This is a genomic window from Xylophilus sp. Leaf220, from assembly GCF_001421705.1.
Classification (GTDB): Bacteria; Pseudomonadota; Gammaproteobacteria; order Burkholderiales; family Burkholderiaceae_C; genus Xylophilus.
Map to the genome: position 1 here is coordinate 88,757 of NZ_LMKO01000023.1, position 19,573 is coordinate 108,329.

13 protein-coding genes are annotated in these 19,573 nt (G+C 71.3%); 12 read left to right on the forward strand and 1 reads right to left on the reverse strand.

From position 1 onward, the window contains the following. Positions 1–83 precede the first annotated feature (83 nt). The 5 genes from ASE76_RS14330 to ASE76_RS14350 all read left to right on the forward strand — a co-directional run bounded on the left by ASE76_RS14330 (position 84) and on the right by ASE76_RS14350 (position 7,500). A complete protein-coding gene (locus ASE76_RS14330; RefSeq protein WP_055840709.1) occupies positions 84–770 on the forward strand; it encodes a glutathione S-transferase family protein in 687 nt (228 codons plus the stop codon). Positions 771–778: 8 nt separating this feature from the next. After that, positions 779–2,032, forward strand: a complete 1,254-nt coding sequence (locus tag ASE76_RS14335) for a multifunctional CCA addition/repair protein (protein WP_055841392.1) — start codon at positions 779–781, stop codon at positions 2,030–2,032. Positions 2,033–2,191: 159 nt separating this feature from the next. Beyond that, positions 2,192–3,706 carry an ATPase domain-containing protein gene (locus tag ASE76_RS14340; protein WP_055840712.1) on the forward strand — a complete coding sequence of 505 codons (1,515 nt, stop codon included), beginning with the start codon at positions 2,192–2,194 and terminating at the stop codon, positions 3,704–3,706. Positions 3,707–3,711: 5 nt separating this feature from the next. Beyond that, positions 3,712–5,376: a response regulator gene (locus ASE76_RS14345; protein ID WP_055840715.1), complete on the forward strand. Its 1,665-nt coding sequence runs from the start codon at positions 3,712–3,714 to the stop codon at positions 5,374–5,376. Positions 5,377–5,703: 327 nt separating this feature from the next. Continuing rightward, complete coding sequence (locus tag ASE76_RS14350) at positions 5,704–7,500, forward strand: methyl-accepting chemotaxis protein (RefSeq protein WP_055840718.1); 1,797 nt, start codon at positions 5,704–5,706, stop codon at positions 7,498–7,500. On the opposite strand, the gene argC is transcribed toward ASE76_RS14350, so the two are convergent. Continuing rightward, on the reverse strand, positions 7,497–8,438 hold the full coding sequence (gene argC, locus ASE76_RS14355) for an N-acetyl-gamma-glutamyl-phosphate reductase (RefSeq protein WP_055840721.1): 942 nt from the start codon (positions 8,436–8,438) through the stop codon (positions 7,497–7,499). The two genes, ASE76_RS14350 and argC, sit on opposite strands and share 4 nt — an antisense overlap. A gap of 80 nt (positions 8,439–8,518) precedes the next feature. On the opposite strand from argC, the gene ASE76_RS14360 reads away from it, so the two are divergent. The 7 genes from ASE76_RS14360 to ASE76_RS14390 all read left to right on the forward strand — a co-directional run bounded on the left by ASE76_RS14360 (position 8,519) and on the right by ASE76_RS14390 (position 19,560). After that, positions 8,519–9,409: a LysR family transcriptional regulator gene (locus ASE76_RS14360; protein WP_055840725.1), complete on the forward strand. Its 891-nt coding sequence runs from the start codon at positions 8,519–8,521 to the stop codon at positions 9,407–9,409. Between the two features lie 81 nt (positions 9,410–9,490). Then, positions 9,491–10,312, forward strand: coding sequence for a CerR family C-terminal domain-containing protein (locus tag ASE76_RS14365; protein WP_082448554.1), 822 nt, complete (start codon positions 9,491–9,493; stop codon positions 10,310–10,312). 5 nt (positions 10,313–10,317) lie between these two features. Beyond that, a complete protein-coding gene (locus tag ASE76_RS14370; protein ID WP_082448619.1) occupies positions 10,318–11,982 on the forward strand; it encodes an efflux transporter outer membrane subunit in 1,665 nt (554 codons plus the stop codon). 77 nt (positions 11,983–12,059) lie between these two features. Next, complete coding sequence (locus ASE76_RS14375) at positions 12,060–13,286, forward strand: efflux RND transporter periplasmic adaptor subunit (RefSeq protein ID WP_082448621.1); 1,227 nt, start codon at positions 12,060–12,062, stop codon at positions 13,284–13,286. Between the two features lie 48 nt (positions 13,287–13,334). After that, a complete protein-coding gene (locus ASE76_RS14380) occupies positions 13,335–16,451 on the forward strand; it encodes an efflux RND transporter permease subunit (RefSeq protein WP_055840728.1) in 3,117 nt (1,038 codons plus the stop codon). A 36-nt stretch (positions 16,452–16,487) separates the two neighbouring features. Further along, positions 16,488–17,087 carry a Uma2 family endonuclease gene (locus ASE76_RS14385; RefSeq protein ID WP_055840731.1) on the forward strand — a complete coding sequence of 200 codons (600 nt, stop codon included), beginning with the start codon at positions 16,488–16,490 and terminating at the stop codon, positions 17,085–17,087. Positions 17,088–17,331: 244 nt separating this feature from the next. Beyond that, the gene (locus ASE76_RS14390) at positions 17,332–19,560 is read left to right on the forward strand and encodes a TonB-dependent siderophore receptor (RefSeq protein ID WP_055841395.1); all 2,229 of its coding nucleotides are present in this window, start codon (positions 17,332–17,334) and stop codon (positions 19,558–19,560) included. Positions 19,561–19,573 lie beyond the last annotated feature (13 nt).

Here is a 19,573-nt window from a genome sequence, read left to right on the forward strand (position 1 = left end):
CGTAAGCGCCGCGCATGTCCCGGTCACCGCGCAGGCCATCCGATCCGCCCCTTCCACGGGGCCGCCACACCGAAAGAACCGCCATGCCCGTCCTCGTCATCGGCAACAAGAACTACTCCTCCTGGTCGATGCGCCCCTGGGTGCTGATGCGCCAGGCGGGCATCGTCTTCGAGGAGCGCATGGTGCGCTTCGACGGCTTCGGTGCCGGCTCCGGCTTCAAGCAGAGCCTGCAGGGCGTGAGCCCGACCGGCAAGGTGCCGGTGCTGCTCGGCGACGACGGTCTGGTCGTCTGGGACACCCTGGCGATCGCCGAGACGCTGGCCGAGCAGTACCCGCAGCACGGCGTCTGGCCGGCCGACCCGGTCGCCCGGGCCACCGCCCGCAGCGCCTGCGCCGAGATGCACGCCGGCTTCCAGGCGCTGCGCAGCCACTGCCCGATGAACATCGAGGCTCGGCTGCCCGAGGTGGGCGCCCTGATCTGGCGCGACCAGCCCGGCGTGCGCGCCGACGTCGAGCGCCTCTGCGCCCTCTGGACAGGCCTGCTCGAGCGCTACGCCGGACCGATGCTCTTCGGCAGCTTCAGCGCGGCCGACGCCTTCTTCGCTCCGGTCTGCATGCGGCTGCGCACCTACGCCCTGCCGGTGCCGCCGGCGGTAGCCGACTACGTGGAGCGGGTGGCCGCACTGCCCGGCGTCGCCGCCTGGATCGACGGCGCCCTGGCCGAGCAGGATTTCCGGGACTTCGAAGAGCCCTACCGGCTCGCCCGCTGAGCATGCCGATGCAGGTCTACAAGGTGGGCGGTGCGGTGCGCGATGCGCTGCTGGGGCTGCCGGTGCACGACACCGACTGGGTGGTGGTGGGCGCCACGCCCGAGGCGATGGAGGCCGACGGCTACCTGCCGGTGGGCCGCGACTTCCCCGTGTTCCTGCATCCGCGCAGCCGCGAGGAATACGCGCTGGCCCGCACCGAGCGCAAGACGGCGCGCGGCTACCGCGGCTTCGCGGTGCAGGCCGCGCCCGAGGTGACGCTGGAGGAAGACCTGGCCCGCCGCGACCTGACGGTCAACGCCATGGCCCAGCCGCCGGACGCGGTGGGCGACGCCGGCCTGGTCGATCCCTACGGCGGACGGCGCGACCTGGAGGGCCGGGTGCTGCGCCACGTGACCGACGCCTTCCGCGAAGACCCGGTGCGCATCCTGCGCCTCGCGCGCTTCGCCGCCCGCTTCGCCGACTTCACCGTCGCCCCCGAGACCGAGGCCCTGATGCGGGCGATGGTCGACGACGGCGAGGCCGACGCCCTGGTGCCCGAGCGCGTCTGGCAGGAACTGGCGCGCGGCCTGATGGAGCCGGCGCCCTCCCGCATGCTGGAGGTGCTGCGCCGCTGCGGCGCGCTGGCCCGGCTGCTGCCCGAGGTCGACCGGCTCTGGGGCGTGCCCCAGCGCGCCGACTACCACCCCGAGGTCGACACCGGCGTGCACCTGGCGATGGTGATGGACATGTCCGCCCGGCTGCAGGCACCGCTGGCGGTCCGCTTCGCCTGCCTGTGCCACGACCTGGGCAAGGGCACCACCCCCGCCGACGTGCTGCCGCGCCATATCGGCCACGAACAGCGCAGCGCCCGGCTGCTGCAGGGCGTGTGCGAGCGGCTGCGGGTGCCGGTGGAATGCCGCGAGCTGGCCGACGTGGTGGCGCGGGAGCACGGCAACATCCACCGCAGCGGCGAGCTCAACCCCGCCGCCCTGGTGCGCCTGCTCGACCGCTGCGACGCCTGGCGCCGGCCGCAGCGCTTCGAGGAAGTGCTGCTCGCCTGCGAATGCGATGCCCGCGGCCGCGGCGGCAAGGAAGACGCGCCCTATCCCCAGCGCGACCGGCTGCGGGCCGCGCTGCAGGCGGCGCAGGCGGTCGACACCGCCGCCGTCGCCGCCCAGGCCGCCCGGGAGGGCGCCCGCGGGCCCAAAATCGGCGAGCGGATCCAGCAGGCACGGGCCCGCGCGATAGGCGCCGCAGCCGGGGGTTGCACCGCCGCCGGCTGAGCCGCCGCGAGCAGCGGGCCGCAATACACCGCCGACAGGGGCGTATTCGTACATCCTCGGTGGATGGGAGGCACCCCGAGCAGGTATGCTGCCCGCAGGCGCCGCGCCCTCGACCGGGGGCGCTCTTGCGGCATTTGCGGCAGCCCGACCACCACCCCCATGACCTCTGTTCCTTCCTTCATCAGTCCCCCGCAGGCCCGGTCCTCCACCGGCATCGCCGGGCTCGACGACATCCTGGGGGGCGGTCTGCCTTCGCACCATCTCTATCTGATCGAAGGATCGCCCGGTGCCGGCAAGACCACCCTCGGCATCCAATTCCTGCTCCAGGGCGTCGCGCAGGGCGAAAGCGCGCTCTACGTCACTCTGTCGGAGACGGCCGAGGAGTTGCGCACCGTAGCGGCGTCGCACGGCTGGACGCTCGACGGACTGAAGATCTTCGAGTTGGTCACCCTCGAGGGCCTGAGCCCCGACCTGGAGCAGTCGATCCTGCACCCGTCCGAGGTCGAACTGGGCGAGACCACCCGCGGGGTGATGGCCGAGGTCGAGCGGTCCCGGCCGCACCGCGTGGTGTTCGACAGCCTGTCCGAGATGCGGCTGCTGGCCCAGGACCCGCTGCGCTACCGCCGCCAGATCCTGGCGCTCAAACACTTCTTCTCGAAGGCCGGTTGCACCGTACTGATGCTCGACGACCGTTCGGCCCAGGCGACCGACCTGCAGTTGCACAGCATCGCCCACGGCGTGCTGAGCCTGGAGCAGACGGTCGGCGAGTACGGGGACGACAAGCGTTTCCTGCGGGTGTCGAAGCTGCGCGGCGCCAAGTTCCGCGGTGGCGAGCACGACTTCAAGCTCGACACTGGCGGCCTGTCGGTATATCCGCGGCTGATCGCGTCGGAACACCGGGTGGATTTCTCGCACCGGGTGGGCAGCAGCGGCACCGAGGCGCTCGACACCATGCTCGGCGGCGGCCTGACCTACGGCAGCAACACGCTCTTCGCCGGGCCTTCCGGTGTCGGCAAGACCACCACCGCCATGTCCTGCATCGCGGCCGCGCTCGACCGCGGCGAGAAGGTGTCGTACTACCTGTTCGACGAGGGACTGGGCACGCTCATGGCACGCTGCCAGGCGCTCGGCATCGGGATCGAGCACCACATCGCCACCGGACTGCTCGAGATCGTTCCGCTCGATCCGGCGCAGGTCTCGCCGGGCGAGTTCGCGAGCCGGGTGCGCCGGGCGGTGGAGGAGCGCGGCGCGTCGGTTGTGGGCATCGACAGCCTCAACGCCTACCTGCAGGCGATGCCGGGCGGCAAGTTCCTGCTGCTGCAGATGCACGAGCTGCTGACCTACCTCAACCAGCGCGGCATCGCCACCATCCTGGTGCTGAACCAGCACGGCCTGTTCGGCGAGGGCGGCAGCGACGTGGACCTGAGCTACCTGAGCGACGCGATCCTGCTGTTCCGCTTCTTCGAGGCGCGCGGCAACCTGCTGAAGGCGGTGTCGGTGGTCAAGAGCCGGACCCGGCACCACGAGCTCACCATCCGCGAGTTCCGCATGGGCGCCGACGGCATCCAGGTCGGCGCGGCGCTGAACGATTTCGAAGGCGTGATGCGTGGCGTGTCGACCTACCGCGGCGCCCAGCCATTGCTGAGCGACGGTCCCGCCATCTACAAGCCCTGATCGCCATGGAACGCCGGGTGATGGTGCACGCGCCACGGGGGCGCGATGCCAATGTGGTGCAGGAAGTGCTGGCCGGGCGCGGCATTCCCGCCCAGGTCTGCCAGTCGCAGGACGAGATGCTGGCGGGGCTGATACAGGGTGCAGCCGCCGCAGTGGTGACCGAAGAGGCGTTCGGCGTGACACCCGGGGGCGCACTCGACAACTGGCTGCGGCAGCAGCCGAGCTGGTCGGATTTCCCTTTCATCGTGCTGACCACGCGCCAGACCACCCGCCGCTCGGTGCGCGCCGCCGCCTCGCTGCACGCGCTGGGCAACGTGGTGCTGCTGGAGCGCCCGGTGAACGCGGAGACGCTGGCGAGCGCCGTCGAAGCCGCGGTGCGCGCCCGCAACCGCCAGTACGCGACCCGCCGCAACCTCGAGGAACTCGGCGAGGCGCGCGCGACGGTCGAGCGGCTCAACGGCGAGCTCGAAGGCCGCATCGCCGCCCGCACCCGCGAACTGGCCGGGGCCAACGACCGCTTGATGTCGGAAATTTCCGAACGGGAACGCGCCCAGGCCGCGCTGGTGCACGTGCAGAAAATGGAGGCGATCGGCCGGCTCACCGGTGGCATCGCGCACGATTTCAACAACCTGCTGCACGTCGTCAGCATGAACCTCGACCTGCTGGCCCGCCTGGCGCCCGAGCCGCGTGTCGCCAAGGTCGCAGCCCAGGCCAAGCGCGCGGTCGGCCGGGGTTCCAAGCTCACCGGCCAGTTGCTGTCGTTCGCCCGCGCCCAGTCGCTGCTGCCCCGCCTGACCGATATCAACGCGCTGATGCTGGGCATGCAGGAACTGGTCGCGGTCTCGGTCGGCGCCGGCGTGCAGCTGCAGTGGGAACTGTCGGAGGAGCCGCTCTGGGCCAAGCTCGATTCGAGCCAGCTCGAGATGGCGGTGCTGAACCTGGCGGTCAACGCCAAGGACGCAATGGATTCGGGCGGCAAGCTGACCCTGTCCACCCGGCGGGCCGAGGCCACACCCGACCCCGCGCTGCCGCCTGGCACCTATGTGGTGGTGTCGGTGGCAGACAACGGTCCCGGCATTCCCGCATCGCTCCTGCAGAAGGTGTTCGACCCGTTCTTCACCACCAAGCCGGTCGGCAGCGGCACCGGCCTGGGGCTGAGCCAGGTCTACGGCTTCGCGCAGCAGTCCGGCGGCCTGGCCCGTATCGAGAGCGAAGCGGGCCAGGGCACGGTGGTCGAGATGTGCTTTCCACTGCTCGACGACCGCCCGGAGACGGCGCCGCCCGAAGAGGCCAGCGCACCGCCGCAGCCCGGCCTGAGCCACCGCATCCTGGTGGTGGAGGACGATGCCGACGTGCGCCGGGTGATCGTCGAGAGCCTGCAGATGGCCGGCCACATCGTCACCGACGCGGCCGACGGCCATGCCGGACTGGCCGCCCTGGCCGCGCACACGCCCGACCTGCTGATCGTTGACTACGCGATGCCGCTGATGAACGGTGCCCAGGTGATCCAGCATGCGCGGCTGGAAATCCCCGGTCTGCCGGTGATCCTGGCCACCGGCTATGCCGACATGGTCGAGGTCGGGCGGGTGCTGGGCACCCAGTCGATCCTGGTCAAACCTTTCGACATCTCGACCCTGCTTGATGCCGTGGCGCTGGCGATGCGCAGCTGAAAAATCGCTGCTGCTCGGCGCTTGCTCGGAACGGCTTCTTCTACATCGCGCCTACAACAACAGAGCGTGGTCGGCAACGAGATGCGGCCGATGGGCGCCCCGCCCAGGACAGTCTTCGACCTTTTGCTCCGAAATCAATAGCGAAGCTGTGTCGTGCACTTCTATATCACGCAATACGACGTCACGAAACAGGGTTTTTACCCATGTTTATGGGATATCGTCCTACACCTCACCTAGTTTTCCGTAACAAATAATTTTTTGTGTTTCCACACGCTCTGCACCGGCTGTTTTGGCAACCGGTATTCCTCAGTCTTTTCCTCTACGTCCATGTCCTTGTCTAACGCCAAGCTCGGCACCCAACTCGGTGCCGCTTTTTTCTCGGTCGTAGCCCTCACTTTCGCACTCGGCGTTTTCGCCATTTCCCAGATGTCGGGCATCTATGCCCGCACCGACGACATCGCCAACAACTGGCTGCCCAGCGTTAATGTGCTCGGCAAGATGCGCGCCAGTGTCAACCAGATCCGCCGCGCGGAAAGCGACCACCTGCTCTCCTTCGAAGACCGCGAGATGGACGCGATCGACCAGCGCATCGCCGCCGCCAAGACCACGCTGGCCCAGCAGTCCGCCGCCTACGAGCCGATGATCACCACGGCCGACGAGCGGACGCAGTACGACGCCTTCCGCACCGGTCTCGGCGAGTACTTCGCCGTGCAGCCGGGTCTGCTGACGCTCTCGCGCGGTGGCGAAGGCACGCTGCCGCAGGCCAAGGAGATGTACCGCGGCGCATCCCGCACCGCGCTGGGCAAGACCATGCAATCGCTTGAGCAGCTGATCGAAACCAACGACAAGGGCGCAGCCGCGGCCTCCGGCGCCGCGAAAAGCAGCTACGACGGCGCGCGCAACTGGGTGATCGGCCTGCTCGCACTCGTCTGCGCGGCGGCCGCCCTGTTGGCGGTGACGATCGTGCGCTCGGTCACCCGGCGGCTCGGCGGCGAGCCGGCCAGCGCCGCCGGCCTGGCCCGCAGCGTCGCGGCGGGCGACCTGTCGGTGCCGATCGACCTGCGCGCCGGCGACGACCACAGCATGATGGCCCAGCTGAAGCGGATGCAGGACAGCCTCTCGCGTGTGGTGGCCGACGTGCGCGGCAATGCCGAGAGCGTCGCCACCGCCAGCGCGCAGATTTCCCAGGGCAACGCCGATCTGAGCCAGCGCACCGAGGAACAGGCCAGCGCGCTGGAGGAAACCGCCGCGTCGATGGAGCAGCTCAACTCCACCGTGCGGCAGAACGCCGACAATGCCCGCCAGGCCAACCAGCTGGCCGTCAGCGCCAGCAGCGTGGCCGAACGCGGCGGCGCGGTGGTCGGCCAGGTGGTCGACACGATGCGCGGCATCAACGAAGGCTCCAAGCGCATCGCCGACATCATCTCGGTGATCGACGGCATCGCTTTCCAGACCAACATCCTCGCGCTCAACGCCGCGGTGGAAGCCGCCCGTGCCGGCGAGCAGGGCCGCGGCTTCGCCGTCGTGGCATCGGAAGTGCGCAGCCTGGCGCAGCGCAGCGCCGATGCGGCCAAGGAGATCAAGTCTTTGATCTCGTCGAGCGTCACCCAGGTCGAGCAATGCACCGCGCTGGTCGACCAGGCCGGCACCACCATGCGCGAGGTGGTCGATTCCATCCGCCGGGTGGCCGACATCATGGGCGAGATCAGCGCCGCCAGCACCGAGCAGAGCCAGGGCGTCGCACAGGTCGGCGAGGCGATCATCCAAATGGACCAGGTCACCCAGCAGAACGCGGCCCTGGTCGAGGAAAGCGCCGCCGCTGCCGCCAGCCTGAAGCAGCAGGCCCAGCAACTGGTCGACACCGTCGCGGTGTTCCAGCTGGACCATGGTGCGATGGCCGCACGCCGTGCCATGGCCGCCGCGCCGGCCGTGCCGGCACCTGCAGCCGCGCCCGCGATCGCCCGCCCGCCGGCCACCAGCCCGGTCGCCGTGCGGCGCCTGTCGGCCCAGCCTGCGCCGGCCGCCGCGAAGCCGGCCCCACGTCCGGCCGCTGCAGCGCCCGCCTCGGCGAAAGCGGCGCAGCCGGCGCCGGCCGGCAGCGCAGACGACTGGGAAAGCTTCTAAACCGCGGCTAAGCCGCCGTCCGTCCGGCCGGCCGCGGCCATCAGCCGGAGGTTCTGCACCGCCGCACCGGCCGCGCCCTTGCCCAGGTTGTCGAGCACCGCGCTCAGGACGACCTGGCCGGTGCGCGGGTTGCAGGCCACGGCCAGGTGCATGTCGTTGGTGCCGTTGCAGACCTTCGGATCGCGCTCGGTCGGCGCATCCGCCGCCATCGGCAGCACCCGCACATGGTCTGCGCCACGGTAGCGCTCCACTAGGCAGTCGTGGATGCGCTCGCCGGTGGCGCCGGCGCCCAGCAGGCGGGCATGCAGCCCGATGGTCAGCACGATGCCCTGCCGGTAGCTGCCGTAGGCCGGCACGAAGATCGGCGGCGCCGACAGGCCGGCATAGGCCGCGATCTCGGGCACGTGCTTGTGCTCCAGCGCCAGGCCATAGACCTTCAGTCCATGCGCGCCGGCCCCCGCTTCGTAGACCTCGGCGCCCGCACGGCCCTGGCCGGAGTAGCCTGAGACGGCGTGGATCGCCAGCGGGTAGTCGGCCGGCAGCAGGCCCGCATCGGTCAGCGGCCGCAGCAGCGCCACCGCCGCCGTCGGGTAGCAGCCGGGGTTCGTCACCCGCTGCGCCGTGGCGATGCGCGCCGCCTGGCCCGCCTCCAGCTCGGGCAGGCCGTAGACCCAGCCCGCGCTGGTGCGATGCGCAGAACTGGCGTCGATCAGCCGCACCGCGGGGTTGTCGACCATCGCCACCGCGTCGCGTGCCGCGGCGTCCGGCAGGCACAGGATGGCGATGTCGCTTTCGTTGAGCGCGTCGCGGCGGGCGGCCCTGTCCTTGCGCAGGTGGTCCGGCAGGGTGCAGATGCGGAATTCGCTGCCGCGCAGCCGGTTCTGCAGGTCCAGGCCGGTGGTGCCCTGGTCGCCGTCGATGAAGAGGTGGAGGTCCATGCCACGATCCTAGGCACGCGGCCGCGATAGCTCCAGTTGAATATCCGGAACGCCGGATTCAGGAAAGGTAAATTGCGGCGATGCGTGAACTCAGCCTCGACCATCTGCGCACCCTGGTGGCCATCGCCGACCTGGGCTCCCTCGCCAACGCCGCGCGGGCGCTGCACCTGGCGGCCCCGACCGTCACCGTGCAGATCGCCGAGCTGGAATCGCGCTTGGGCGGACAGCTGCTGGTGCGCGGCCGGGGGCCCGCCCAGCCGACCGCCTTGGGCGAAGGCTTCATCGCACGGGCCCGCCGGCTGCTGGCCGATGCCGACGACGCGGTGGAAGACGTGCGGCGCCAGCTGGCCGGCCAGACCGGCCGGGTGCGGGTCGGGGCCTCGACCGGCGCGATCGCCCACCTGCTCCCGCCGGCGCTGGAGCGCCTGGCCCGCGCGCACCCCGGCATCGACGTGAACGTGCAGGTGCTCACCTCCAACGAGAGCATGGCCCGGCTCGCGGCCGGCAGCCTCGACCTGGCGGTGGTGGCGCTGCCGCAGGCGCCGGTGCGCGGCGTGCAGGTGACCGCGCTGCGGCGCGAAGCGGTGGTCGCCTTCCTGCCCGCGGCCTGGCAGGCGCCGCGCCGCCTCACGCCGCAGTGGCTGGCCGAGCGGCCGCTGATCATGAACGACGCCTCCACCCGCCTCTACCGGCAGACGGCGGAATGGTTCTCCGCCGCCGGCGTGCACTGCAGGCCGCGCATCGAGCTCAACTACAACGACGCGATCCGCACGCTGGTGGCGGCCGGCTACGGCGCGGCCCTGCTGCCGCAGGAGTCGTACGACCCGGCTCGCGATCCGCGGATCGCCGTGCGGCCGCTCCGCCCCGCGCTGTGGCGGCAACTGGGGGTGGCGGTGCGCGACCCCGATGCGGCCGGCCCGACGCGGTTCGTGCGGGAGGCGCTGCTGCCCGAGCTGGCCTCGGCCACCTGACGCTTCGGCGGTGTTGCGCCGCGCGACGATCTGCGAACACAATTCAATCGACCGATTGAAGTCGTGTTGTAATCGCGGCCGATGGATCCGACCCTGCCCGACCCGACCGTCGCCCACCGCACCGACGGCGCCGAGGCACGCGAGCGCCTGCTGCACACCGCGCTGCGCCTCTTCTCGGAGAAGGGCTTCGCCCGCACCTCGACCCGCGAGATCGCGCAGGCCGCGTCGGTGAACCTGGCGGCCATCCGCTACTACTTCGGCGACAAGGCGGGCCTCTACGCCGCCACCTTCACCGAGCCGATGGGCGCGGCGCGCGACGTGATCCCGCTGATCAGCCCGCCGCACCTCTCGCTGCGCCAGGCGCTGCACGCCTACTACGCCTTCTTCGTGGAGCCGCTGAAACAGGGCGAGCTGGCCCGCCAGTGCCTGCGGCTGCACATCCGCGAGATGCTGGAGCCGACCAACCAGTGGGCCGAGGAGATGCGCCAGGACGTGGTGGCCCCGCACGCGGCGCTGCTGGAGGTGCTGCGCCGCCACCTGGGCCTGCACCGCGACGACGACGACCTGCACCGCCTGGCCTTCGCGCTCGACGGGCTGGCGATCCACCTCTTCGTGGCGCAGGACATCGTCGAGGCATTGCGGCCCGGCCTGCTGGGCAGCACCGCCGCCATCGACACCTGGGCCGACCGGCTGACCGACGACGGCCTGGCGCTGGTCGCCGCCGAGCGCCGGCGCCGTGCCGCCGCGGCGCGGGTGCCCGCCGCGGCGCGCGCGGCGGCCGGCCGCGCCGCACCCGCCCCGAACCCCACATCCCGCGCACCGGCCCGTGCCGCATTGCCCGCAGCGCCCGCCGCACCGCCCCGCGCCCCCGTCGACCGCAAGACCCGGAAGCCCGTTCCATGACCTACATGTTCTTTCCACGCCCCGTCGCCCCAGGCACCACCGCCGCGGGGCGCACCGGCCGCTTCGCATTGGCGTTGCTGCCCCTGGCGCTGGCCGCCTGCACCCTGCCGCGGCCGCCCGCCGCGCCCGAGGCGCCGGTGCCGACCGCCTGGCACGCACCGCTGCCGCCGGTGCCGACCGGCGCCGCGCCCGCCACTTCCGCCACTTCCGCCACTTCCGCCGTCGATCCGTCGCTGCCCCACGGCGGCACCCCGGCCGGCCTGGCACGCTGGTGGGAAGGCGCAGGCGATCCGCTGCTGGTCGAACTGGTGGATGCGGCCAACGCAGCCAGCCCCACGTTGGCGCAGGCGGCGTCGCGCATCGGCCAGGCCCGCGCGCAGCGCATCACCACCGGCGCGGCGCTGGGCCCGACGCTGGACGCCACCGCCAACATCAGCCGCGGTTTCCAGCCGCAGTTCTTCGCGGTCGCCACCTCGGCCCAGGGCAACCTGCAGGCCTCGTGGGAGCCCGACGTGTTCGGCGGTAACCGTGCGGCGCGCGATGCGGCGCAGGCCCGGCTCGAAGGCGCGCAGGCCGGCTGGCACGACGCGCGCGTCTCGGTCGCGGCCGAGACGGCCAACCAGCTGAGCGCCCTGCGCGCCTGCCGCGAGCAGCTGGAGGTGGCCCGCAGCGACGCCCGGTCGCGCCGCGAAAGCGCCCGGCTCTCGGCGCTCAGCACCCAGGCCGGTTTCCAGGCGCCGGCCGACGACGCGCTGGCCCGTGCCAGCGCGGCCGATGCCGGCAACCGCCTCCTGCAGCAGCAGGCGCAGTGCGACGTGGCGGTGAAGGGCCTCGTCGCCCTGACCGCGCTCGACGAAGACCTGCTGCGGCAGAAGCTGGCCGCCACGCCGGCCCAGCCGCCACCCGATGCGCTGTTCTCCATCGCCGAGCTGCCGGCCCAGGTGCTGGCCCAGCGGCCCGACATCGCGGTGGCCGCGCGCGACGTGGTGGCCGCCAGCGCCGACGTGGGCAACGCCGATGCGCAGCGCTACCCGCGGCTGACCATCGGCGGATCGATCGGCCGCTTCTATGTCGATGCGCCGTCGATCTCGGGCAGCAGCAACGTCTGGACGCTGGGTCCGATCCAGCTGTCGCTGCCGCTGTTCGACGGCGGCCGGCGCGTCGCCAACGCCGCCGCGGCGCGCATCAAGTACGACGAGGCGGTCGCCGTCTACCGCGCACGCCTGCGCCAGGCGGTGCGCGAGGTGGAGGAGGCGCTGGTCAACCTGCGCGCCACCGCCGACCGCAACGCCGACGCCGAGACCGCCGCGGCCGGCTACCGCGCCTCGTTCGAAGGCTTCCAGGCGCGCTACGACGCGGGCCTGGCCAGCCAGATCCAGCTGGAAGACGCCCGCCGCACCGCGCTGGCGGCCGAAACCACCCGGGTGAACCTCAAGCGCGAACGGATGGCCGCCTGGATCGCGCTGTACCGCGCCGCCGGCGGCGGCTGGGAGCCGGCGGCCGCAGCGCCGGGCGATCCGGCGTTCTCGCAGACCGGGCCGGTGCCGGGCGCGCCGGGCACGGCCGTCGCCAGCGCAGGCGCGGCCGGCACGCCGTCGGCCGCAGCGCCGGCACCGTCCTCGCCGTCCGCACCGCCCGCAGCGCCTTCGTCTTCCGGAGCGGCCCGCTGATGGCCCCGCCCGATCCCCGCCCCGCCGCCCCTTCGCGCGCCCTGCCCACCGCTTTCCGCCCCTTGCCGGACACCGCCATGCACCCTGCCCTCCGCACCGCCGACACCCTCGCCGCCCGCCTGCTGCCCGCCACCCTGGCCCAGCCTGCCCGGCGCAGGCTTGCTCTTCTTTCGATAGCTGGTGGCCTTGGCCTGGCAACGGCTGCAGGCCTTTTCGGCTTGAACCGCGCGAACGCCGCCGACAAGCCGGCCGCACCGCGCCCGGCGCTGAGCGTGACCACCGTGCTGCCGCAGAAAACCTCGCTGCCGGTGAGCTTCGCCGCCAACGGCAGCATCGCCGCCTGGCAGGAGGCGATCATCGGATCGGAGGCCAACGGCCTGCGGCTGACCGACGTGCTGGTCAACGTGGGCGACACGGTCAAGGCCGGCCAGGTGCTGGCCACCTTCTCGGCCGAGACGGTCAAGGCCGAGCTGGCCCAGTCGCGCGCCAGCGTGCTGGAGGCCGAGGCCACCGCCGCCGACGCCGCGGCCAATGCCCAGCGCGCCCGCACGCTGGAGAAGAGCGGCGCGCTCAGCGCTTCCCAGATCGCCCAGTACCAGACCACCGAGCAGACCGCCAAGGCCCGGGTCGAGGCGGCCCGGGCGGCCTACAACGCGCAGCAGGTGCGGCTGGGCTATGCCTCGGTCCGCGCGCCCGACAGCGGCGTGATCTCGGCGCGCACCGCGACCGTGGGCTCGGTGGTGGGCGCCGGCACCGAGCTGTTCCGCATGGTCAGGAAGGGCCGGCTCGAATGGCGCGCCGAGGTCACCTCGGCCGAGCTGGGCCGCATCCAGCCCGGCACGGTCGCCAACATCGTGGCCGCCAGCGGCGCGGCGCTGGAGGGCAAGGTGCGGATGGTGGCGCCGACGGTCGATCCGCAGACCCGCAACGGGCTGGTGTACGTCGACTTGCCGGCCACCAGCCGCAACGGCATTCCGGCCAAAGCGGGCATGTTCGCGCGCGGCGACTTCGTGCTGGGCCAGACCGACGCGCTGACGGTGCCGCAGCAGTCGGTGGTGGTGCGCGAGGCGTTCAGCTACGTCTTCGCGGTCGACCAGGACCAGCGGGTGTCGCAACGCAAGGTGCAGACCGGCCGGCGCGTGGGCGACCGGCTGGAGATCACCGCGGGCCTGGCGGCCGACACGCCGGTCGTGGTGCAGGGCGCGGGCTTCCTGAACGACCGCGACCTGGTCAAGGTGGTGCAGGAATCCGAACAGAAAACACCTGCAGCCGGCGATGCGCCACGGCCTGCCGCTACGAAATAAGGAGCAGACGATGCCGATCCACTGCCCACCCCTCGCCGGAGCCCGGCCATGAACGTCTCGTCCTGGTCGATCAAGAACCCGATCCCGGCGGTGATGCTGTTCGTGCTGCTCACCTTCGCCGGCATGCTGTCCTTCAAGGCGATGAAGGTGCAGAACTTCCCCGACATGGACCTGCCGCTGGTCAACGTCACCGCCCTGCTGCCCGGCGCCGCGCCGGGCCAGCTGGAGACCGACGTGGCCCGCAAGATCGAGAACTCGATCGCCACCCTGCAGGGCCTGAAGCACATCACCACCACGGTGCAGGACGGCACCGTCACCATCCTCGCCGAGTTCCGCCTGGAGAAGCCGGTGCAGGAAGCGGTGGACGACGTGCGCTCGGCCGTCAGCCGGGTCCGCGCCGACATGCCGGCCGACCTGCGCGACCCGATCATCACCAAGGTCGACCTGGCCGGCACGCCGGTGCTGGCGTACACGGTGCAGTCCACCAAGCTCGACGACGAGGGCCTGTCGTGGTTCGTGGAAGACACCATCGCCCGGCGCCTGCTGACGGTGCCCGGCGTGGGCGCGGTCAACCGCGTCGGCGGCGTGCAGCGCGAGGTGCGGGTGGCGCTCGATGCCAACAAGCTGCAGTCGCTCGGCGGCAGCGCGGCCGACATCTCGCGCCAGCTGCGCCAGGTGCAGGTGGAGAGCGCCGGCGGCCGGGCCGACCTGGGCGGCAGCGAGCAGCCGGTGCGCACCCTGGCCACCGTCAAGTCGGCAGCCGAACTGGGCGCGCTGCAGCTCTCGCTCTCCAGCGGGCAGCGCGTGCGGCTCGACCAGGTCGCCACCGTCACCGACACGGTGGCCGAGCGCCGCGCCGCCGCCCTGCTCAACGGCAAGCCGGTGGTCGGCTTCGAGGTGGCCCGCAGCCGCGGCGCCAGCGAGGTCGAGGTGGGTGCGCAGGTGCAGAAGGTGCTGGAGCAGCTGAAGGCCGACCATCCCGACATCACCCTGACCGAGGCCTTCAACTTCGTGCAGCCGGTGGCCGAGGAGTACGAAGGCTCGATGCACCTGCTCTACGAGGGCGCGATCCTGGCCGTGATCGTGGTGTGGCTGTTCCTGCGCGACTGGCGGGCCACGCTGGTCTCGGCGGTGGCGCTGCCGCTGTCGGTGATCCCGGCCTTCATCGGCATGTACGCGCTGGGCTTCTCGGTCAACGTGATCACGCTGCTGGCGCTGTCGCTGGTGATCGGCATCCTGGTGGACGACGCGATCGTCGAGGTGGAGAACATCGTGCGCCACCTGCGCATGGGCAAGTCGCCCTACCAGGCGGCGATGGAGGCGGCCGACGAGATCGGGCTGGCGGTCGTCGCGACCACCTTCACCCTGATCGCGGTGTTCCTGCCGACCGCCTTCATGAGCGGCATCGCGGGCCGCTTCTTCAAGCAGTTCGGCTGGACGGCGGCGCTCGCCGTGTTCGCCTCGCTGGTCGTCGCCCGGGTGCTCACGCCGATGATGGCGGCCTACCTGTTGAAGCCCATCGTCGATGCCGAGAAGGAGCCGCGCTGGCTCGCCGCCTACATGCGCTGGGTCACCTGGTGCCTGAAGCACCGGCTGGCGACCACCGCGCTGGCGATGGTGTTCTTCGTCGGCTCGATCGCGCTGATCCCGCTGCTGCCGACCGGCTTCATTCCGCCCGACGACAACTCGCAGACCCAGGTGTACCTGGAGCTGCCGCCCGGCAGCACCCTGCAGCAGACGATGGCCGCGGCCGAGGACACGCGCCTGCGGCTGATGAAGCTCGACAACATCAAGAGCATCTACACCACCGTCGGCGCGGGCAGCGCCGGCGCCGACCCGTTCGCCGGCAGCGCCGCGGCCGAGCCGCGCAAGGCCACCCTGACCATCCAGCTGGTGCCGCGCGGCGAGCGGCCGCGCAAGCAGGTGACCGAGGCCCTGATCCGCACCGCGCTGGAATCGCAGCCCGGCGTGCGGATGAAGGTGGGCCTGGCCGGCGGCAACGAGAAGTACATCCTGGTGCTGGCCGGCGACGATCCGCAGGCCCTGACCACCGCCGCCCGCGACGTGGAGCGCGACCTGCGCAGCGTGCCGGGCTTCGGCAACATCGGCTCGTCGGCCAGCCTGGTGCGCCCCGAGATCGCGGTGCGGCCCGACTCCGCCCGCGCCGCCGACCGGGGCGTGACCAGCGCCGCCATCGCCGAGACGCTGCGCGTGGCCACCGTCGGCGACTACGACGTGGCGCTGCCCAAGCTCAACCTGGCGACGCGGCAGGTGCCGATCGTGGTGCGCCTGGGCGACGCGGCCCGCACCGACCTGGCCGTGCTGGAGCGCCTGACCGTGCCCGGCACCCGCGGCCCGGTGATGCTGGGCGACGTCGCCACGCTGGAGGTGGCCGGCGGCCCGGCCGTCATCAGCCGCTACGACCGGGCGCGCAACATCAACTTCGAGATCGAGCTGTCGGGCGTGCCGCTGGGCGACGCCGCCACCCTGGTGCGCGAGCTGCCCTCGGTCAAGAACCTGCCGCCCGGCGTGCGGGTGACCGAGGTGGGCGACGCCGAGGTGATGGGCGAGCTGTTCGCGAGCTTCGGCCTGGCGATGCTCACCGGGGTGCTGTGCATCTACATCGTGCTGGTGCTGCTGTTCAAGGACTTCCTGCACCCGGTGACCATCCTGGCCGCGCTGCCGCTGTCGCTCGGCGGCGCCTTCGTCGGCCTGCTGATCGCGCAGAAGAGCTTCTCGATGCCCTCCCTGATCGGCCTGATCATGCTGATGGGCATCGCGACCAAGAACTCGATCCTGCTGGTGGAGTACGCGATCCTGGCCCGCCGCGGCCAGAGCCACGCCGGCGGCGATGCCGACGTGCACGACCGCCCGGCCATGAGCCGCTGGGACGCGCTGCTGGACGCCTGCCACAAGCGCGCCCGGCCGATCATCATGACGACGCTCGCCATGGGCGCCGGCATGATGCCGATCGCCCTCGGCCTGGGTGCGGCCGATTCGAGCTTCCGCTCGCCGATGGCGGTCGCGGTGATCGGCGGCCTGATCACCTCGACCGTGCTCAGCCTGCTGGTGATTCCGCCGGTCTTCACCTACATCGACGACCTGGGGCAATGGGCGATGCGCAAGGTGCGGGGCCGGCGGGCGGACGAGGCCCGCGGCGGATAATCGCCGGCACCATCTTGTCCACCGCACGAGGATTCCATGGCCCGACCGCAGCAGCAAAACTACATGACGGCCGACGACTACCTGGCCTGGGAGGCACAGCAGTCCGAGCGGCACGAATACATCGACGGCGAGGCCTTCGCGATGGCGGGGGCGGAAGACCGGCATGTGACGGTGACCGGCAATCTCTACATCGCGCTGCGCAGCCACCTGCGCGGCAGCTGCTGCCGCACCTTCATGAGCGACATGCGGCTGCAAGTGCAGGCCTCCAACGCCTACTTCTATCCCGACGTGATGGTCACCTGCAGCGATGCGGACCATGCGAGCAGCCTGTCGAAATCGGAACCGGTCCTGCTGTGCGAGGTGCTGTCGCCGGGCACCAGCAGCTTCGACCGCGGCGCGAAGTTCGCGCACTACCGGCAGATCGCGTCCTTGCAGGAATACGTGCTGGTGGACGTCGGGCTGCGCACCGCCGACGTCTACCGCAAGGGCACCGACGGTCTGTGGGTGCTGCACCCGTTCATCGGCGCACAGGCGGTGGAATTGGCCAGCGTGGCATTGACGGTCCCGGCCGAGGAGCTGTATGCGGAGATCGAGCCGCCTGTCGCCGCTGCGGACGGAGACGGCGGCACAGAATAGACGCTCCCGAATCGATAGCACGATGCCGGCCCAGGACGCCGGCCAGAGCCGGATTTCATGCGAAATCCGGCTTTTTTCTCTTTCCGCGCACCACCGAGGGTCGCATGACAAACCGACCCTGCTTCCGTTGCTGCCTTGCAACGCGGGCGCGAGATCGGTGGCATGCGTCCTCATTTCGCTAGGGCTTCGACCCGTTGCGGTCGAAATTGCGATGCATTCGCATTCCAACCTCTACCGGCGCCCTATGTCCCGTACCCGTTTCCCGCTCGCCCCCCTCGCCCTGGCCCTGACCGCCGCATCCGCCCTGCCGCTCCAGGCGCAGACCGCCGCCCCGGCCGACAGTGCCGGCACCCTGCGCGCGGTGAACGTGGAGGCCAGCGCCGACGCGTCGGCCGAGGGGCTGACCCAGCCGTACGCCGGCGGCCAGGTCGCGCGCGGCGGCCGGGTGGGCATCCTGGGCAACCGCGACAACATGGAGACGCCGTTCGCCGTCACCAGCTTCACCAACGAACTGATCCAGAACCAGCAGGCGCGCAGCGTCGGCGACGTGCTGCAGAACGATCCGTCGATCCGGGTGGCCCGCGGCTTCGGCAACTTCCAGGAGTCGTACTTCATCCGCGGCTTCCTGCTCAGCTCCGACTACGTGGCCTACAACGGGCTCTACAGCCTGCTGCCGCGCCAGTACATCTCGTCGGAGCTGTTCGAGCGGGTCGAGGTGCTGCACGGCGCCAGCACCTTCCTGACCGGCATCACGCCCGGCGGCGACGGCATCGGCGGCACGGTCAACCTGCTGCCCAAGCGCGCCACCAACGAGCCGCTGTCGCAGGTGACCCTGGGCGGCGCCAGCGGTTCGCAGAAGTACGGCGCGGTCGATCTGTCGCGCCGCTTCGGGCCCGACAACAGCACCGGCATCCGGCTGAACGCGGCCCACCGCGAGGGCGGCACCGGCATCGACCGCGAGAAGGTCGCCCTCGACGTGGTGTCGCTCGGCCTGGACTGGCGCAGCAGCAACCTGCGCCTGTCGGGCGACATCGGCTACCAGAACCACCGCCTGGACGCGACCCGCACCAACGTGACGCCCGGCGGCACGCTGACCGCCATCCCGCGTGCGCCCGACGCCTCGACCAACTGGGCGCAGCCCTGGTCCTACTCCAACGAGCGCGACACCTTCGGCACCGTGCGCGGCGAATATGACCTCAACGACCAGGTGACGGCGTGGTTCGCTGCCGGCGCGCGCAAAGGGTCGGAGGCCAACTCCCTGGCCAACTTCGCGCTTGCCAACAATGCCGGAGCAGGCACCACCTACCGCTTCGACAACACCGGCCGCGAAACGGTCAAGACCGGCGAGATCGGGGTGCGGGCCAAGGTCGAGACCGGCCCGGTCAAGCATGCGCTGGTCGCGTCGATGGCGTATTTCGGCCTGGACCGCGACAACTCCTACACGTTCGACTTCAGCCGCCAGCAGGCGACGAACCTCTACAACCCGGTGTTGTCGCCCTTTCCTGCCTTCAGTGCCGCAGCCGGCAGCGGCAACCCGGACGGTCCCGCCCTGCAGCGCCGAAGCCAGCTCAACAGCTTCGCGCTCGGCGACACGCTGTCGTTCCTCGACGATACGTTGCTGCTGACCTTGGGCGTGCGCCGGCAAACGGTCAACAGCACGACCATCGGCTACCGCACCTTCAACGGAAGCACCCTCACCAGCCCTGGCGGCGCCGTGTCGGTCTACGACCAGAGCCGCACCAGCCCTGCGGCCGGCGTGGTGTTCAAGCTGCGCAAGGAACTGTCGGTCTACGCGAACTACATCGAGCAGTTGAGCCCCGGCGAGACCGCGCCCGCCAATTCCGGCGGCCGTCCGGTGCTCAACAACGGCGCGCAGCTCGCACCCTATGTCGCCAAGCAGAAGGAAGTCGGCGTGAAGTACGACGGCGGCCGCCTGGGCGCGAGTGCAGCGCTCTTCAGCACCGACCGCCCGCGCAGCATCGTCGTCAACCAGATCTTCGGCTCGCAGGGCGAAGACCGCCACCAGGGCCTGGAGACCACCGTGTTCGGCGAGCCGGTGCGCGGCCTGAAGGTGCTGGGCGGCATCACCCTGCTCGACGCGAAGCAGCGCTCCACCGGCAGCACCGCCACCGACGGCAAGAAGGTGATCGGCGTGCCCGACGCACAAGGCAGCGTGAGCGCCGAGTGGGACGTGCCGGGCGTGCGCGGCCTGGCGCTCAATGCGCGGGCCACCGCGACCCGCAGCAGCTATGCCGACGCGGCCAACGCCCTGCGGGTGCCGGGCTGGGCCCGGGTGGACATCGGCGCCCGCTACACCACCGAGGTGCAGGGCAGGCTGGTGACGCTGCGCGGGCGCATCGACAACGTCGCCGACCGCAACTACTGGGGCTCGGTCGGCGGCTATGCCGGTGCCGGCTACCTGGTGCTGGGCGCGCCGCGCACCTTCTCGCTGACGGCTTCCGTAGACTTCTAGCAACGGCCGAGGC

Bases quoted from the DNA above. Each gene is read 5' to 3' on its own strand.
- ASE76_RS14330 (WP_055840709.1), top strand. From the start codon at position 84: ATGCCCGTCCTCGTCATCGGCAACAAGAACTACTCCTCCTGGTCGATG.
- ASE76_RS14335 (WP_055841392.1), top strand. From the start codon at position 779: ATGCAGGTCTACAAGGTGGGCGGTGCGGTGCGCGATGCGCTGCTGGGG.
- ASE76_RS14340 (WP_055840712.1), top strand. From the start codon at position 2,192: ATGACCTCTGTTCCTTCCTTCATCAGTCCCCCGCAGGCCCGGTCCTCC.
- ASE76_RS14345 (WP_055840715.1), top strand. From the start codon at position 3,712: ATGGAACGCCGGGTGATGGTGCACGCGCCACGGGGGCGCGATGCCAAT.
- ASE76_RS14350 (WP_055840718.1), top strand. From the start codon at position 5,704: ATGTCCTTGTCTAACGCCAAGCTCGGCACCCAACTCGGTGCCGCTTTT.
- argC (WP_055840721.1), bottom strand. From the start codon at position 8,438: ATGGACCTCCACCTCTTCATCGACGGCGACCAGGGCACCACCGGCCTG.
- ASE76_RS14360 (WP_055840725.1), top strand. From the start codon at position 8,519: ATGCGTGAACTCAGCCTCGACCATCTGCGCACCCTGGTGGCCATCGCC.
- ASE76_RS14365 (WP_082448554.1), top strand. From the start codon at position 9,491: ATGGATCCGACCCTGCCCGACCCGACCGTCGCCCACCGCACCGACGGC.
- ASE76_RS14370 (WP_082448619.1), top strand. From the start codon at position 10,318: ATGTTCTTTCCACGCCCCGTCGCCCCAGGCACCACCGCCGCGGGGCGC.
- ASE76_RS14375 (WP_082448621.1), top strand. From the start codon at position 12,060: ATGCACCCTGCCCTCCGCACCGCCGACACCCTCGCCGCCCGCCTGCTG.
- ASE76_RS14380 (WP_055840728.1), top strand. From the start codon at position 13,335: ATGAACGTCTCGTCCTGGTCGATCAAGAACCCGATCCCGGCGGTGATG.
- ASE76_RS14385 (WP_055840731.1), top strand. From the start codon at position 16,488: ATGGCCCGACCGCAGCAGCAAAACTACATGACGGCCGACGACTACCTG.
- ASE76_RS14390 (WP_055841395.1), top strand. From the start codon at position 17,332: ATGTCCCGTACCCGTTTCCCGCTCGCCCCCCTCGCCCTGGCCCTGACC.